Annotated in this window: 9 protein-coding genes; 7 read left to right on the top strand and 2 right to left on the bottom strand. The window is 71.2% G+C overall.

Annotation, left to right across the window (positions count from 1 at the left end; genetic code table 11):
• From WU80_RS07205 to WU80_RS07175, 7 genes are all read left to right on the top strand, one after another.
• On the top strand, positions 1-2,191 hold a 2,191-nt coding region (locus tag WU80_RS07205), incomplete at its 5' end, for an SDR family NAD(P)-dependent oxidoreductase (protein WP_055405741.1).
• Positions 2,188-8,748 carry a non-ribosomal peptide synthetase gene (locus tag WU80_RS07200; protein WP_055400816.1) on the top strand — a complete coding sequence of 2,187 codons (6,561 nt, stop codon included), beginning with the start codon at positions 2,188-2,190 and terminating at the stop codon, positions 8,746-8,748. The genes WU80_RS07205 and WU80_RS07200, both read left to right, overlap by 4 nt.
• Entirely contained in the window at positions 8,745-13,148 is a 4,404-nt protein-coding gene (locus WU80_RS07195) for a non-ribosomal peptide synthetase (protein WP_055400829.1), read from the top strand. Before WU80_RS07200 ends, WU80_RS07195 begins: the two co-directional genes overlap by 4 nt.
• Positions 13,145-14,440, top strand: a complete 1,296-nt coding sequence (gene mbtG, locus WU80_RS07190; protein WP_055400814.1) for an NADPH-dependent L-lysine N(6)-monooxygenase MbtG — start codon at positions 13,145-13,147, stop codon at positions 14,438-14,440. Before WU80_RS07195 ends, mbtG begins: the two co-directional genes overlap by 4 nt.
• A complete protein-coding gene (locus WU80_RS07185; RefSeq protein WP_055400812.1) occupies positions 14,418-14,633 on the top strand; it encodes an MbtH family protein in 216 nt (71 codons plus the stop codon). The genes mbtG and WU80_RS07185 overlap by 23 nt, the downstream gene beginning before the upstream one ends.
• Before the next feature lie 161 nt (positions 14,634-14,794).
• Positions 14,795-15,307 (top strand): hypothetical protein, encoded by a 513-nt coding sequence (locus tag WU80_RS07180; protein ID WP_055400826.1) that lies wholly within the window; start codon positions 14,795-14,797, stop codon positions 15,305-15,307.
• A gap of 176 nt (positions 15,308-15,483) precedes the next feature.
• A complete protein-coding gene (locus WU80_RS07175) occupies positions 15,484-15,981 on the top strand; it encodes a hypothetical protein (protein WP_055400810.1) in 498 nt (165 codons plus the stop codon).
• On the opposite strand, the gene WU80_RS07170 is transcribed toward WU80_RS07175, so the two are convergent.
• On the bottom strand, positions 15,975-16,859 hold the full coding sequence (locus WU80_RS07170; protein WP_055400808.1) for a sigma-70 family RNA polymerase sigma factor: 885 nt from the start codon (positions 16,857-16,859) through the stop codon (positions 15,975-15,977). The two genes, WU80_RS07175 and WU80_RS07170, sit on opposite strands and share 7 nt — an antisense overlap.
• A complete protein-coding gene (locus WU80_RS07165; RefSeq protein WP_055400806.1) occupies positions 16,856-17,452 on the bottom strand; it encodes a carboxymuconolactone decarboxylase family protein in 597 nt (198 codons plus the stop codon). Before WU80_RS07165 ends, WU80_RS07170 begins: the two co-directional genes overlap by 4 nt.
• Positions 17,453-17,515 lie beyond the last annotated feature (63 nt).

Genomic DNA, 17,515 nt, shown 5'->3' with positions numbered 1-17,515 from the left:
AGATGTGTATAAGAGACAGAGGCAACGCGGCGTGTTCACCCACCAACTGGCCGTGGACTATCCCGGGCACACCAGCGTCCTACGGCCATTGCGTCAGCAGCTGGCCGAGCTGGTGCCGCGCTCGGCATTCGGAGACAGCCCGGTGCGATTCGTCGGGTCGACCTTCGGCGCGGAGGTCGGCAGCGACCGCGATTTCGGTGAGTATTGGTATGAAAACCTCTGCAACACCGTGCGGTTCGATCGCGCGGTGGCGGCGGCGCAAGGGCTGGGCGCCACCATCTTCGTCGAGCTGTCCGCGCATCCCGCGCTGCTGTATCCGCTCGCCGACCTCATCGACGAGCGGACGACCCTGGCCGTCGGCTCGGGACACCGCGACTCGACCATCACCGACACGCTCGCGGCCAACATCGCCGCCGTCGCAACCGCCGATCCCGGCTGTCAATGGGCCAACACGATTCCGGGCGGCGTCCGCCGTCCCCTGCGCGGGTTCCCCAACGCGCCCATGCGGGCGGAGCACCTCTGGGCGGCGCCCGAACCGGCGATCGAGACCGCGCCCGCCGCGGCGCTCACGGTCGCCGTCGAGCATTGGCGGGCGGCATCGGCGCCGGCGGGGGGCGCCGACATCGGCTTCCACGGCACGACCGGCACGTTGGCCCAACGGCTGATCGACGCCGTTGAGGCGCACGACAACTGCCGGGTGGTGTCACCGAACGACGCCGAGATCCTGGTCGTGGCCGCCCCGGCACTCGACGAGCCGGAGGCCGCCGCGGCGATCGAGCAGATCGCGCGCCGGCCGGACGCGGGACTACCCGACTACCGCGCGCTGATCGGCCCTCGGTGCCGGGCCGTGTGGCTGCTCACCGCCGGCGCCGAAACCGTCGACCGGCATGACCCCACGGCGCTTCCCGGGCAGGCGGCGCTGGCCGCCATGCATCGCAGCGTCGGCTTCGAGTTCACCGACCAGGCCTTCGGACATCTCGACCTGGCGGGGCGAGACGTCGACGACCCGACGGCGCGCGCCGCGGTCGAGGCGTTGCTCGGCGAGGTGGCCGAGGTGGCGTTGCGGGGCAATGGTTCGCCGCGACGCTACGTGCGAACCTTGCGGGAGTGCCGCGACTCGGGGACCGCGCGCCCCCTCGACGCGGCCGCGCTGGACGACGTGGTGATCACCGGCGGCAGCGGGGCGATCGGCCTGCAGTACGCCCGATACTGCATCGAACGCGGGGCCCGGACCGTGACGTTGTTGAGCCGCAACGGCATCGACGAGCCCACGCTGCGCCGGCTTACCGACGGCCACGACGTCGACGTGCGCGCCCCGCGGTGCGATATCACCGACCCGGCCGCGCTGGCCGACACAGCCGCCGGGCACCCCGGCGCGTCTCTGGTGATCCACACCGCCGGCATCGCCGAGGCCCGCACGCGCGCCGAACTCACCGGCGCCGACGTCGCCGCGGTCTGCGCCGCGAAGGTGCGCGGCCTGGCGGCGCTGGCGGAGATGTGGCCGCTGCGGCCGGATTGCCGAATCCTGGCCTGCTCGTCGGTGTTCGGCGTATGGGGTGGCCACGCGCACGCGGCGTACGCCGCATCCAACCGCATGCTCGACGTCTTGGTCGCCCGGCTGCGCGGCGCGGGCCGCGACTGCGCGGCGATCCGGTGGGGCCTGTGGCAGGCCGCCGGCGTGGTGACGGGCGACGAGATCACCCGCACCGAACGCTCCGGCCTGATCGCGATGGCGCCCGAGCCGGCGATCGAGGCGGGCCTGCGACGCTACGACGGCGATCCGCTGATCTTCCGCGCGGACTTCGACCGGCTCGCGGTCTTCTTCGAAAGCCAGGGCATGCCAATGCCGTTCACCACCGCCGGGGCCGCCGCCGCGGACGAGGACGGCGCGGCCAAGCCGCTCGGTGAGGTGGTGCGCGCCGAACTGGCCGCGACACTGCACCTGGGGGAGGCGGTCACGATCGACCCGAGCGCACCGCTCATCGACCTCGGCGTGGACTCGTTGCTCGCGCTCGACCTGCGCAAGCGGCTGCGTCGGACGGTCGGAAGGTCGGTCCCGGTCGCGCGCATGCTCGGCGGCATCACCCTCGACGAACTGGTCGACGCGTTGCGCGTCGACCCCGGTGACGGGCCGCGACCGGACGCGCCACTCGACACCCCCGAACCGAGAAAGGTTGGACTCCCCGCGTGACGGACACCACCCGAACCGGCGCCCGTCTCGACGACGAGCGCCTGGAACTGTTGCGCCGCAAGATCGCCGAGCGCGGACTGGCCAGACCGGCCGCCGAGGCGCCCGCGGCCGCCAAAGACCAACCGAGCATGTCCGTCGGCCAGCACCGGATGTGGTTCGTGCAGTCGGTGGACCCGGACAGCGCGCTGCTCAACGTCTGTGTGTCCTACCGGGTCACCGGGGTGGTCGACCTCCAGCGATTGCGGCGCGCGGTCGACGCCGTGGCCGCGCGGCACCAGGTGCTGCACACCACCTATGCCACCGGCCCGGACGGCGACCCGTATCCGGTTGTCCGCGAGGAGTTGCGGCCCGAGTGGGCCGAACACGATCTGTCGGAGTTGACCGAGCAAGCCCGGCGGTTGCGGCTGGACGTGCTGGCGCAACGGGACTTCCGCCGGCCCTTCGACCTCGCCAAGGACTCCCCGCTGCGGGTCACGGCGGCGCGCTTGTCGGGCGACGAGCTGATGCTGTTGATCACGGCTCACCACATCGCCTGGGACGACGCCTCGTGGACACCGTTTTTCACCGACTTGACTCGCGCATACACCGACGACCTCGGCGGTGTCCCCGCCATAACCGCACCCGCGCCGGACGAAGCGGCCGATCCCGGCGCGGACTTCGAATATTGGCGGCCCCTGATGGCGAATCTGCCCGAGCCGCTTGAGCTTCCGGGACCCAACGGGTCGGTGGTGCCAAGCACCTGGCGTGCCCAGCGTGCCACCACGCGGTTGGCGGCGGCCACCGTCGACAAGGCCGCGGCGCTGGCGCGCGAGACCGGCGCCACCCCGTACATGGTGCTGATGGCCGCCTTCGCCGCGCTGGTGCACCGTTACACCCAGTCGACGGACTTCCTGGTCGCCGCCCCCGTGCTCAACCGCGGCGTCGGGAGCGAATCCGCCATCGGCTACTACGGAAACACCGTGGTGATCCGGCTGCGGCCGCAGCCCCACCAAACATTCCGGGAGCTACTGGCCCAAACCCGCGACAGCGCGGTTGGCGCCTTCGCCCACTCGCGCGCCGACCTGGACTGGCTGGTGCGCGAGTCCAATCCCGATCGTCGCCACGGCGCCGACCGGATGACGAGGGTGAGCTTCGGGCAGCGAGAGCCCGACGGCGCCGGCTTCTGCCCGCCCGGCGTGCGGTGCGAGCGCGGTGAGTTGCGCGGTCAATTCAACCAGCTGCCATTGAGTTTCATGATCGAGCTGGACCGCTCGGCCGGCGGCGGGTCCGTCGAGGCCGAATACCTGGTCGAGGTGCTTGATCAGCGGCTGGTGGAGCAGCTGCTCCGGCACTACGGCGTATTGCTGGATAGCGCGCTGACCGACCCCGATGCAGCGCTGTCGGCCTGCGGGCTGATGGACGCCGACGACGCCGAGTGGTTGCGCTGGGCCTCGACCGGGGCGGCGTTCGAAACCCCGGCCGCCACCCTGCCCGCGCTGGTCACCCGCCGGGCGGCGCGCTCGCCCGACGCCATCGCCGTCGTCTACGAGGGCCGCGAGTACACCTACCGCGAGATCGACGAAGAGTCAAACCGCCTGGCGCACTGGCTGATCGAGCGGCGGATCGGCACCGAGGACCGCGTGGCGGTGCTGCTGGACAAGTCACCCGAATTGGTCATCACCGCGCTGGGCGTGCTCAAGGCCGGAGCGGTCTACCTGCCGGTCGACCCCACCTACCCCGAGGATCGCCTGACCTTCATCCTGGGCGACGCCGACGCCAAACTGGTGCTGCGCGAGCCGGTCACCGGGCTGTCGCGGTACCCGGCCACGGCGCCGGCCGAACTGCTCCGCCCGCTGAGCCCCGACAACACGGCCTACCTGATCTACACCTCCGGTTCGACCGGCCTGCCCAAGGGTGTTCCGGTGCCGCACAAGCCGATCGCCGAGTACTTCGTCTGGTTCGGCGAGGAGTACCACGTGGACGAAACCGACCGGCTGCTGCAGGTCGCCTCGCCGAGCTTCGACGTGTCCATGGGCGAGATCTTCGGCACATTGATCATGGGCGCCAGGCTGGTGATCCCGCGCCCCGACGGGCTGCGCGACATCGGCTACCTGACCGACCTGCTGAGCCGCGAAGGCATCACCTCGATGCATTTCGTGCCGTCGCTGCTGGGCCTGTTCCTGTCGCTGCCCGGCGTCAGCCAGTGGCGCACCCTGCGGCGCGTGCCCATCGGCGGCGAGGCCCTGCCGGGCGAGATCGCCGACAAGTTCCACGCCACCTTCGACGCGCTGCTGTACAACTTCTACGGACCGACCGAGACCGTCGTCAACTGCACCAGCTTCCCGGTGGAGGGGGCCCAGGGCACCCGGGTGGTGCCCATCGGACGCCCGAAGATCAACACGCAGGTGTATCTGCTCGACAACGCGCTGCGGCCCGTCCCCGCCGGCGTGATCGGCGAAATCTACATCGGTGGAACGCATGTCGCGCACGGATACCACCGTCGGCCCGCATTGACGGCCGAGCGGTTCGTCGCCGACCCGTTCACGCCGGGCGCCCGGTTGTATCGCTCCGGCGACCTCGCCCGCCGCAACCTCGACGGGGACATCGAATTCGTCGGGCGCGCCGACGAACAGGTCAAGATCCGCGGCTTCCGCATCGAGCTGGGCGAGGTCGCCGCCGCCATCTCGGTCGACCCGAGCGTCGGACAAGCCGTCGTGCTGGCCATGGACCTACCCCGGCTGGGCAAGAGCCTGGTCGGATACGTGACGCCCGCCCCGGGTGGCGGCCCGGAAACCGTTGACGTGGAACGCATTCGCGCGCGGGTGGCGGCCGCGCTGCCGGACTACATGACGCCGGCGGCCTACGTGCCGCTCGAGGAGATCCCGATCACGGCGCACGGCAAGATCGACCGCGCCGCACTGCCCCAACCGCAGATCGCGGCCGTCACCGAATACCGCGACCCCACCACCGTCACCGAACGCCGCATCGCCGCACTGTTTTCCACGCTGCTCGGTCACGACCGGGTGGGCGTCGACGACTCGTTCTTCGACCTGGGCGGTCACTCGCTGGTGGCCACCAAACTCGTGACCGCGATCCGCTCGGAGTGCGGCGTGGAGTTGGGCATCCGGGAAGTCTTCGAGCTCGCCACGGTGGGCCTGTTGGCGGAGCGGGTCGATCGGCTGAGTTCCGGGGAGCCCAGGCAGGCGCGGCCCAAGCTGATCGCGACCGCGCACGACCAGCCGTTGCCCCTGTCGGCGTCGCAGCTGCGCAGCTGGTTCGCCTATCGCATCGACGGGCCCAGCTGGGTCAACAACATTCCCTTCGCCGCGAAGCTGAGCGGGCCGTGGGACATCGACGCGCTGATCGCCGCCGTCGGCGACGTCGTCGCCCGTCACGAGATCCTGCGCACCTCGTATGTGGAGCTGGACGGCGTGCCTTACCAGGTGGTCGGCCCCGCCGGCGAGGTTCCGGTGCGCCGGGCGACCGGGCCCGACGACGCCTGGCTGCGGGAGCAGCTGGACGTCGAGCGCCGGCACTGCTTCGAGCTGGACCGTGAGCTGCCGGTGCGAATCGCGTTGTTGCGCGCCGACGCTGACGCCGCGGATCACGTGCTGTCGCTCGTGATCCATCACATCGCCTCCGACCACTGGTCGGCGGGGGTGCTGTTCGCCGACGTGATGACCGCGTACCGGGCCCGCCGGGCGGGGGAGGCCCCGGCCTGGGCGCCGCTTCGGGTGCAGTACGCCGATTACGCGGCCTGGCAGGGCGCGTTCCTGGGCGACGCGGCCGGTCAGGAATCCAGCGTCGCCGCGGAGCAGCGGGAGTACTGGAATCGGCAGCTGGCCGGTCTGCCGGAGGACACCGGGCTGCGGCCGGACTTCCCGCGCCAGCCCGTCCCCACCGGGGAGGGCGAATCGGTCGACTTCCGCATCGACGCGGCCACCCGCGCCAAGCTCGCCGAGTTGTGCCGCGAGTTGGGCATCACCGAATTCATGCTGCTGCAAACCGCGGTCGCCGTGGTGCTGCACAAGGCGGGCGGCGGCCTCGACATCCCGCTGGGCACACCGGTCGCCGGACGCTCCGAGTCCGAATTGGACCAACTGATCGGGTTTTTCGTCAACATCCTGGTGTTGCGCAACGACCTCACCGGTAACCCGACCCTGCGTGAACTGCTGACCCGCGCCCGCGAGACGGCGCTGGCCGCCTACGCGCACCAGGATCTGCCCTTCGACCGGGTGGTCGACAGCGTCAGCCCGGTGCGCTCGCTGTCGCGCAATCCGCTGTTCCAGGTCGTAGTGCACGTCCGCGACCACCTGCCCGCCACGCGAGTGATCGAGCAGGCCCCCGACGGCGGGCAGGACACCGTGTGCACCTCGCTCGACCCCGTGTTCGACATGGCGCACGCGGATCTCAGCGTCAACTTCTTCGGCACCGACGGCACCGGTACCTCGGCGGGCATCGGCTACAACGGCAACCTGATCTTCCGCACCGAGCTCTACAGTAGGACCACCATCGAGCGCCTGGCCGGCTGGCTGACCCGGGTGGTCACCGAGTTTGCCACCGACGTGGATCAGACGTTGCAGGACGTGCAGCTGATCGGCGCCGAAGACCGGCGGCGCATGCTGCAGGACTGGAGCCGGGGCGAGTTGCCGCCGCACGACCGGCCGCGCACCATCGGAGAATTGCTGCGGCCCAGCCGAAGCCTGGGGCCCGACCGGATCGCGGTGCGATGCGGCGGTGAGCGCATCGATTACCCTGCGCTGCACCGCCGTTCGGACAACCTGGCGGCCCTGCTCGCAGGCCACGGCGTGGGGCCCGGGACGCTGGTCGGGCTCTCGACTCGGCGGAGCATCGACCTCGTGGTGGCGCTGGTCGCCATCATGAAGGCCGGCGCCGGTTACTTCCCCATCGACCCCGGCTACCCGCCGGCGCGCAAGCAGTTCATGCTTGACGACGTCGCGCCGCCGGTGGTGCTGGCCACGGCCGAAGCGCTCGACGACATGCCCGACGTCGCCGGCGTCGCCGTCATCTCACTGGACGACCCGCGGGTGCGGGCCGCGATCGAGAACGGGGAAGTCGATCCCCGGGCGGCCGGGCTGCCGCTGCCGCACCCGGACGACCCGATGTACCTGGTCTTCACGTCGGGCTCCACCGGCAAGCCGAAGGGGGCGGTCGGCACCCATCGGTCGATGGCCGCCCGGCTGGACTGGCAGCTGCGGCACTACCCGCCGCGGACCGACGACGTCCGATTGGCCCAGGCCTCGATCACGTTCCTCGAGGGCGGGATGGAGATGCTGGCCGGATTGGCGGCCGGCGCCACCATGATCCTCGCCGACGACGCCGAACACCGTGACCCGGAAGCCCTCGGGGACTTGATGATCCGGCATTCGGTCGCCCAGGTGACCGCCGTGCCGAGCCTGGTCTCGGCGCTGGTCGACAGCCGGCCCGAGGCGCTGCGAGCGCTGTCCCGGCTGGTGTGCGGCGGGGAGCCGGTGAGCGCCTCGCTGCTGCGGCGGCTGGTGTCGGTGTGCGCCGGTGCCGACGTCGAGCTGTTGAACAACATCGGTTCGACCGAAACCTCCGGTGCGGTGTCCCGCGGGCGGCTCGCGCCGCCGAATCCGCTTGTCGGCAGGCCCGTTCCGGGTGCGGACGCCTACCTGCTCGACGACGGCTTGCGGCCGGTTCCCGTCGGAGTGGTGGGCGAGCTGTATTACGCGGGCGACCAGCTGGCCCGGGGGTACTGGCGGCGGCCGGCGCTGACCGCATCCCGGTTCGTGGCCAATCCGTATGCCCGCCGGCCCGGTTCGCGCCTGTATCGCAGCGGCGACCTGGCCCGGTGGACCGAGGACGGCCTGCTCGAGTTCGTCGGGCGCTCCGACCACCAGGTGCAGGTGCGCGGTTTCCGCGTCGAGCTGGCCGAGGTGGAGGCCGCGCTGGCGGGGGCTGACGGCGTCGCCGCCGCGGCGGCGCGCACCTGGGAGGTGCACGGCGGCACCTCCCTGGCGGGATACGTTGTGCCCCAACGTCCCGTCGTCGACGACGGTGATAAGGCGGCGTTCGCGGCCGAGGTGCGCGCCGCGATCGCCACCCTGCTGCCCGGCTACATGATGCCCTCGTCGCTGACCGTGCTCGACGCGCTGCCCAAGACGGAGTCCGGCAAGCTGAACCGGCCCGGGCTGCCACGGCCGGCGGTCAGCACCGGTGGGCAGGCCGAACCGTCGCGCACCGACACCGAACGGGCGCTGGCCAAGGTGTTCGCCGAGTTGCTCTCGACTCCCGAGGTGGGGCGGTCCGACGACTTCTTCGCCCTCGGCGGCGACAGCATCCTGTCGGTTCAGCTGGCCGCGCGGGCGCGGGCCGCCGGACTGGCGATCAGCCCCCGGATGATCTTCGAGAACCCGACCGTGCGGCAGCTGGCCGCGGCCGTCGACGCCCTAGGCGACGAGGACATTGACGCGGGTTCGTTCGACGAGCCGACCGACACCCGCTTCGCGCCGATGACCGCGTCCTGGCTGTCGGCCGACGATTTGGCGGCCGTGACGCAGCTGTGGTCGTCGTCGCGGGACGGGACGCCATGACGACGACCGAAGATGTCGCGCCCGACATCGAGGACGTGATGGCGCTGAGCCCGCTGCAAGAGGGCTTGTACTCGCTGACCACGCTCGCCGAATTCCGCGACGGGGAGGCCGACGACCCGTACGTGATCGGCATGGCCGCCGATGTTTCCGGCGCGCTCGACGTCGCGCTGTTACGGGATTGCGCGGCAAAGATGTTGGCGCGCCACCCCAACCTGCGGGCCAGCTTCTTCAGCCGGGGCATCGCACGCCCCGTGCAGATCGTGCCGTCGAGGGTCGACCTGCCCTGGCGCACGGTCGCCGCCGCGCCCGAGGATGTGCGGGCGCTCGAGGCCGGCGAACGCCGACGGCCGTTCGACCTGGAACGCGGGCCGGCCATCCGCTTCCTGCTCATCGAATTGCCCGATGCGCGATGGCGATTGGTGCTCACCGCTCATCACATCGTGATCGACGGCTGGTCGTTGCCGGTGTTCGTGAACGAGATGATGACGTTGTATCAGGCGGGCGGCGACGTGGCGGCGCTGCGGGCCGCCCCGCGGCCGTACCGCGACTACATCGGCTGGTTGTCGAGCCGGGATCCGCAGGCCAGTCAACAGATCTGGTGTCAGCACCTGGCGGGCCTGCCCGGCCCCACCCTGCTGTCCGCCGCGCTCGGCTCCAGCGAGGGCGGGCGGTCCGGGCTGCCCCGGACCACCGAACTGCGGATGCCCGCCGAGGATACCGCGCGGTTGGTCGAGGAGAGCCGGTCCCGCGGCATCACCGTCAACACCCTGATGCAGATGGCGTGGGCGGTGGTGTTGTCCCGGTTGACCGACACCCACGACGTGGTTTTCGGGGTCACGGTATCCGGCAGGCCGCCCGAACTGTCCGGCGTGGAGACCATGATCGGCCTCTTCATCAACACCGTCCCCCTGCGGGTGCGGCTCGACCCCGCCGCGGCGGCCGGTGAACAATGCCGGGCGGTGCAGCGCAGCGCCGCGCTGTTGCGCGAACACGGTTACCTCGGGCATGCGCAGCTGCGGGCGCTGGGCGGGGTCGGCGAGATGTTCGACACCCTGCTGGTTTACGAGAACTTCCCGCTGGACGGGCTGACGGCCGGAACCGAATTGACCGCCGCCGGTGCGACTTTCCGGCCCTCCGCGCTGCAAACGTTGTCGCACTTCCCGATCACCATCGCCGCCCACATGGAAGCCGGCGAACTGGTGGTGCTCATCGAGGTCATCGAGGGTGCGCTGGGCGCCACCCCCGCGGCCGCCTTCGGGCGGCGGGTCCTGACCACGGCCGAGCGCCTGCTGCGCGACTGGGAGCGCCCGCTGCGCGACGTCAGCGTCCTCTTCCAGGACGAGGTCGTCCCGCCGCGCGCGGCCGGAGCGCTCCCGGCGCCGCCCGTCGGGATCCACGCCCGATTCGCCGAAGTCGCCCGCAGGACCCCGGACCGCCCGGCGGTCAGCTGGGCCGGTGGCACGCTGAGCTACCGCGAGCTGGATGCCCGCAGCGACGGGCTGGCCGCCCGGCTCGCCCGACACGGCGTGCGGGCCGAAACCCCGGTCGGCATTCGGCTTTCCCGCGGCCCGCAGTACGTTGCCGCGATGCTCGCCGTGCTCAAAGCCGGCGGCGCGTGCGTCCCGATGGAACCCGCGACGCCTCCGCAACGGGTGGACTCCATCCTGCGGCAGACCGGCGCGTCGATCGTGATCGACGACGACTGGCTGGCGACCGGCGAACCCGCCGACGGCGACTTTCGCCCGGCCGGCGTGGCACCCGGGCAGGCGGCGTACGTCGTCTTCACGTCGGGGACGACGGGAGAACCCAAGGGCGTCATCGGAACTCACGCGGCGGTGGGCGCCTACGCCGACGACCACCTGGCCGCCGTGCTGCGACCGGCGGCCGCCCGACTGGGCCGGCCACTGCGTGTCGCGCACGCATGGTCGTTCGCGTTCGACGCCGCCTGGCAGCCGCTGGTCGCGCTGCTCGACGGCCACGCTGTGCACATCATGGACGAACACACCCAGACCGACGCCGAGGCGCTGGTCGCGACGATCGCCGAGCACGGCATCGACATGATCGACACCACCCCGTCGATGTTTGCCCAGCTCGCCGCATGCGGTTTGCTCAGCACCGTTCCGCTCGCCGTGCTGGCGCTGGGTGGGGAAGCGCTCGCCAAACTGGCGTGGGAGCTGATCCGCGCCGAGTGCGCACGCGCGGGGATGACGGCCTACAACTGCTACGGGCCCACCGAAACCACCGTTGAGGCCATCGTCGCCGCGATCCCGGAGCACGACGAGCCGTCGATCGGGCGGCCGACCCAGCACACCCGCGGTTACGTGCTGGACTCCGCGCTGCGTCCCGTGCCGTTCGGCGCCACCGGCGAGCTGTATCTGGCCGGCGCCCAGCTGGCCCGCGGGTATCTCGGCCGTCCCGCGGAGACCGGCCACCGCTTCACCGCCGACCCCTTCGCGCCCGGTGAACGGATGTACCGCACAGGCGATTTGGTACGTCGCGGCCCGGACGGTTCGCTGCAGTACGTGGGGCGCGCGGACGCCCAGGTGAAGATCCGCGGTTACCGCGTCGAACCGGGCGAGATCGCGGCCGCGCTCGAATCACACCCCGGCGTGCGGCGCGCGGGCGTGCTGGTGCGCCGCGGGCCCTCGGGCGCGCGGCTGACCGCCTACGTGGTCGCGTCCGACGCCGCGCCGCACCCGCCGTCGGCGGCGCAACTGCGCGGCATGCTGGCATCGCGGTTGCCGCGCTACATGATCCCGCAGCGCATCGTCGCGGTCGACGAAATCCCGCTGACCGTCAACGGAAAGCTGGACGAGGCCGCGCTGAGCGCGTTCGACGTCGCCGAGGCGGATACCGGCGGCGCCGAACCCGAGACTCCCACCGAAGCCGCGCTGGCCGAACTGCTTTCGGAGCTGCTGGCTCAGCCGCGAATCGACGTGGCCGCCGATTTCCTGCAGCTGGGCCTGGACAGCATCGTGGCCCTGTCGGTGGTGCAGGCGGCCCGGGCGCGGGGGATCGCCCTGCGCGCCCGGCTCATCCTCGAGTGCGCCAACATCCGGGAGCTGGCGGGGGCCATCGATGCCGAAACCCTCATCGCCACAAGCGATGTCGAGCGCAGCGCCGAGCCCATGCCGGTGCTGCCCAACGGCCGTTGGCTTTACGAGCACGGCGAGCCGCGGCGGCTGGCGCAGACCGAAGCCATCCGGCTGCCCGCCGACGTCAGCCGCGAGCAGCTCGACACCGCGCTCGCCGGCATCGTGGACGGGCACGAGATGCTGTGCACGCGACTGGACCGCGCCGCGATGACCCTGGTCCCGGCGCAACCCGCCGAGATCCTCACCGAGGTGGCCGTGACGGATGACCTGCACGCGGCGGTGCCCGAACACGTCGCGCGGGCCGTGGACCGCCTCGACCCGCAGCGCGGAGCGCTGCTGGCCGCGACGTGGCTCCGCCCGGCGACCGGGCGAAGCGTCCTGCTGCTGACCGCCCACGTGCTCGCGATGGATCCGGCGTCGTGGCGGGTAGTCCTCGGCGAATTGGACGCCGCCCTAACGGCTTTGGCCGCCGGCCGCTCGCCGGCACCGATCCGCGAGCACACCAGCTACCGGCGCTGGGCCGGTGCGCTCGTCGAGCGCGCCCGCGGGCTGGACACGGTGCAATTCTGGGCCGCCCAGTCCGACGGCGACGACCCGGACCTCGGCGCGCGACGGGTCGATCCGGCCCGTGACCGCGCCCGCGATCTGACCGTCCGGATGATCGCCACCGATGCCGACATCACCCGCCGGCTGCTGGACTCCGGGCTGCCGTTGCCGCACCTGCTGATCGCCGCCACCGCGGCGACGGTGACGCGGTGGCGGCACTCCCGCAACCAGGCCACGCCGCCGCCCCTGCTGGCGCTCGAAACACACGGGCGCGCAGACGCTCTGGTCGACGGGTCGGGCGCGCACGGCATCGACACCGGTGACACCGTCGGGCTGCTGAGTTCCATCTACCCGATACGGGTGCGCTCGGCCGACCCGCGAGCCGTGGGCGAGCAGCTGGCGGCCATCCCGGGTGACGGGCTGGACTACGGGTTGCTGCGCTACCTTCGCACCGACACCGCCGAACGCCTCGCCCCGTTGCCGGCGCCGCAACTTTTGCTGAACTACCTCGGCGCCGCCCACGCCGGCGGCGGCGCCGCGCTGACGCTGGAACGTGAACTGCTCGCCGGGGTGTCGCCGCAACCGGAGCCGGAGCTGGCGGTGCGCCACGAGCTCACCATCGTGGCGGCCATGCTGACGTTCGACGGCCAGCGGGTGCTGGCCGCGCAGTGGCGCGCGCTGCCCGACATCCTCGGCGAGGCCGATCTGGCCGAACTGCAACACCTTTGGATCGAATCGCTGCGGGAGATGGTGACATGAGCACACTTGCGATCCTGGGCGCGGGCGCCAAGGCGGTGGCCGTCGCCGCCAAGGCGTCCGTGCTGCGCGACATGGGCGTCGACGCCCCCGAGGTGATCGCGGTCGAACGCATCGGCGTCGCGGCCAACTGGCAGGCAAGCGGCGGTTGGACCGACGGGGCGCACCGGCTGGGCACCAGCCCGGAGAAGGACGTGGGATTTCCCTACCGCTCGGCGCTGGTCCCGCGCCGCAACGCCGAACTCGACGAACGGATGACCCGCTACAGCTGGCAGTCCTACCTGATCGCCACGGCGTCGTTCGCCGAATGGATCGACCGCGGCCGGCCGGCGCCCACCCATCGCAAATGGAGCCAGTACCTGGGTTGGGTGGCCGACCAGGTGGGCCTCGACGTGGTGCGCGGCGAGGTGGAGCGGCTGGCCGTCAACGGCGAGAAGTGGGCGCTGCACACCCACGAGACCAGCGTGGCGGCCGACGCCCTGATGATCACCGGGCCCGGCCAGGCCGAGAAGTCGCTGCTGCCCGGCAATCCGCGCATGCTGTCGATCGCCCAGTTCTGGGACCGCGCCGCGGGCCACGACCGGATCACCGCCGAACGGGTGGCCGTCATCGGCGGCGGTGAGACGGCGGCGTCGATGCTCAATGAGCTGTTCCGGCATCGGGTTTCGACCATCACCGTCATCTCGCCGCAGGTGACGCTGTTCACCCGGGGGGAGAGCTTCTTCGAGAACTCGCTGTTCTCCGACCCCACCGACTGGACCGCCCTGACGCTGGCCGAACGCCGCGACGCGCTCGCCCGCACCGACCGCGGCGTGTTCTCGGCCAACGTGCAGGAAGCCCTGCTGGCCGACGACCGCATCCGGCACCTGCGGGGCCGGGTGGCCCACGCCGTGGGCCGCGACGGGCAGATCCGGCTCACCCTGTCCACCAACCGCGGCAGCGAGAACCTCGAGACGGTGCACGGTTTCGATCTGGTCATCGACGGCTCGGGGGCCGACGCGCTGTGGTTCACGTCGTTGTTCGGCCAGGACGTGCTCGACCTGCTGGAGCTCGGCCTGGGCGGCCCGCTGACGGCCGATAGCCTGCAGGAAGCGATCGGCTACGACCTGGCGGTCAGCGACGTCAGGCCCAAGCTGTTCCTGCCCAACCTGTCCGGGCTGACGCAGGGGCCGGGGTTTCCGAACCTCAGCTGCTTGGGATTGCTGTCCGACCGGGTACTAGGAACCACTGGGGGCTTAATGGGGGCGCCCAAGCACACGACAAGGAGACGCGATGAGCATCAACCCCTTCGATGACGAGAACGGCACCTTCTTCGTCCTCGTCAACGACGAGGACCAGCACAGCCTGTGGCCGAGCTTCGCCGACAAGCCGGCGGGGTGGCGGGTGGTGCACGGCGAGGCCAGCCGCGAGGAGTGCCTGGAGTACATCGAGAAGAACTGGACCGACATCCGGCCCAAGAGCCTCCAGGAATCGATCAAGCGCCGCTGACGCGGCGTAGCCGTAGCGCCGCCGTAACGTGACCGGCCCGAGACGCAATCGCCGGCGACACCGTGCACACTTACACCAACTACACCGTGGTCACGCGGAACCGTGTGGGGGACAAGATCACTGACTTCTCGACATGGTGCGCGCGTATCGAAGGGGGAACCGTGAGGACCGTTAAAACTCTTGCCACCGGCGTGGCGGCGTTCGCCGTCGTAGGGGGAGCCGCCGGTGGCGCTTTCGTCGCCGCACCGATGGATCAGGTGCAACTGGCCGCGCTCGGCGCGCCGTTGCCGCAGGACCCGCCGCCGCCCCCGGCCCCCGGCGCCCTGCCGACGCCGGAGCAGCTGTCGACCCTGTGCAACCAGGCCACCGACCCGGGCGTCTCGTATACGACCAAGAACAACCTGGTGGAAAACGGCATCAGCCCCGACGAGGGCCACGTGGCCGACCACGATCTGCGAAAGGCCTACCGCAACGGCAACTTCCCGGAGACGTTCGCTGTGACGAACATCGCGCCGGCCGGCCCGAACCTGGCCCAGGCCGACGTCGCCATCTCGGGACCAAAGTTCGCCGGCCCGGTGCAAAAGCACCTGGTGTTCGTCAACCAGGGCGGCAACTGGATCCTGCAGCACGACGCCGCGATCGCCCTGATCCAGGCGGCGACGGCCACCAACTAGGCGGCCGGTATTCTGGGCGGCCACACAGCCGGCGCACAGGTTGTGCATGTTGTCTTCCTAAGGCGCGGTCGTAACGTGGCCGTGCCGAGACGCGAAACAACAGGAGTAGCAGGCGCGCTGACACCGCACCAAATGTGTGGATCCGGTTCAGGCTCGCGCCCGTCGAAGGGGGAACCATGAAGACCGTCAAGTTGCTCGCCACCAGCGTGGCAGCGTTCGTCGTCATCGGGGGTGCGGCCGCGGGGCTGGCTTCCGTCGCGACGCCGATGGACCAGGTGCGGTTGAGCGCGGTCGGCGCGCCGTTGCCGCAGGACCCGGCCCCGGCCGCCGACGTTCCGACGGCCGACCAGCTGACCGGCGTGCTGAACAGCCTGGCCGACCCGAGCGTCTCGTTCGCCAGCAAGAGCAACCTGGTTCAGGGTGGCATCAGCGGCATCGAGGCGCACGTGGCCGACAAGAAGCTGCAGAAGGCGGCCAAGAACGGCGACCTGCCGTTGTCGTTCGACGTCACGAACATCCAGCCGGCCGCGGCCGGCTCGGCCACCGCCGACGTCGCGGTCTCCGGTCCGAAGCTGACGTCGCCGGTCACGCAGAACGTCACATTCGTCAACCAGGGCGGCTGGGTGCTGTCCCGGGCGTCGGCGATGGAGCTGCTGCAGGCCGCCGGTCAGTGATCGGCGCGCAGCGCGCGCAGGTCTGATCGGGCGACGCGGACGGGGTCGGCCAGCACGTCGATCGAGGCGACCAGGCCGTCGCGCACCACGAAGCCCATGATCGCCGTCGCCCGCCCGTCGACGAAGATGACCGCGCCGGCCGCCCCGTTGACCGTCGCGGCGCGCACCTCGCGATCGGGACCCGCGTAGGCGCGGGCCAGCCGCGCCACCGCGGACGCGCCCTGGGTGCGGAAACCGGCGGTGCCGCGGCCGAAGTCGCCGCGCAGCACCACGTCGGGATGCAGCACCGCCACCAGGCGGTCGAAGTCGCCGCTGCGGCCCGCCGCGAAGAACGCGTCGACGGCCTCCCGCTGGGCGGCCACGTCGCCGTCGGGGGCCGGATCGGCCTCCTCGATGCGCCGGCGGGCCCGGCTGGCCAGCTTGCGGGTGGCCTCCGGCGTCCGGCCGACGATCGGGGCGATCTGGTCGAACGGCACCGCGAAGACGTCGTGCAGCACGAACGCCAGCCGCTGCTCGGGCGGCAGGGTGTCCAGCACGACGAACAACGCCAGCCCGACCGCGTCGGCCAGCATCGCGCGGTGCTCGGGGTCGAATTCGCCCTCGGCGTCCACGATCGGGTCCGGCAGCGCGACGCCCAGCCCCTCGCCCGCGTGGGCCCGGCGGTCGCGCAACATGTTCAGGCAGATGCGGGCCACCACGGTCGTCAGCCAGGCGTCCAGGTTGGCGATGCCGTCGGCGCCGCTGCCGCTGAGCCGCAGCCACGCTTCCTGCACGGCGTCCTGGGCGTCGTCGATCGAACCCAGCATGCGGTAGGCGATCGCGCCCAGCTGCGGCCGCGCCGCCTCGAACCGCGTGGTGATCGACGCGTCCAAGCTCATGTGGCGCCCGCGTCGGGCAGGGCGCAGACCTGGTTGCCGGAGAAGCCGGACGAACCGATGCCGAGCGCGAGGTTGAAGCGGGCGCGCAGGTTGCCCAGCGTGATGACGTGGGTGAGCCCGACGAGTTGGGCGGTGTCGAAATGCGCACGCAGCGCGTCGAATAGCTCGTCGCTGACCTCGACGGGGGTGCGGCTGACCGCGGTGGCGTATTCGAGGATCAGCTTGTCGAGCTCGGAAAAGCATGCGGCGCTTCGATAGTCGGCCAGTGCGAGCAGTTCCTCGTCGGTCATGCCCCACTGGCGGGCGATCTGCGAACCGAGGTCGATGCAGTACTCGCAGCGCACCGTCGTCGCCGCCTTGAGCTCCGCGAGCGCGCGGTGGCGCGGGCTGAGCACGTCCAGCTTGGACTCGGCCTGTTCGAGCTTGCCGTAGGCGTTGAGCAGCCGGGGGATGTGCGCGTACATGCGCAGCGGTTCCAGCATCCCGGCCGTTTCGAGGCCGGTCATCTGGGCCAGCTTGCGCTTGGTGAAGAAGAAGGCGATCTTGGCGCCCAGACCGGCGTCGCGGTCGGAGACCCCTTGCAACCGGGACATGGCGACCTCCTAGCAAGTTGCGGTGTGAACCAACGTCCTCACTGAGTCGACACCCCGCGCCCG

It is taken from the genome of Mycobacterium sp. UM_11, assembly GCF_001414075.1.
GTDB lineage: Bacteria > Actinomycetota > Actinomycetes > Mycobacteriales > Mycobacteriaceae > Mycobacterium.
This window is presented reverse-complemented; position numbering and strand designations above follow the sequence as displayed.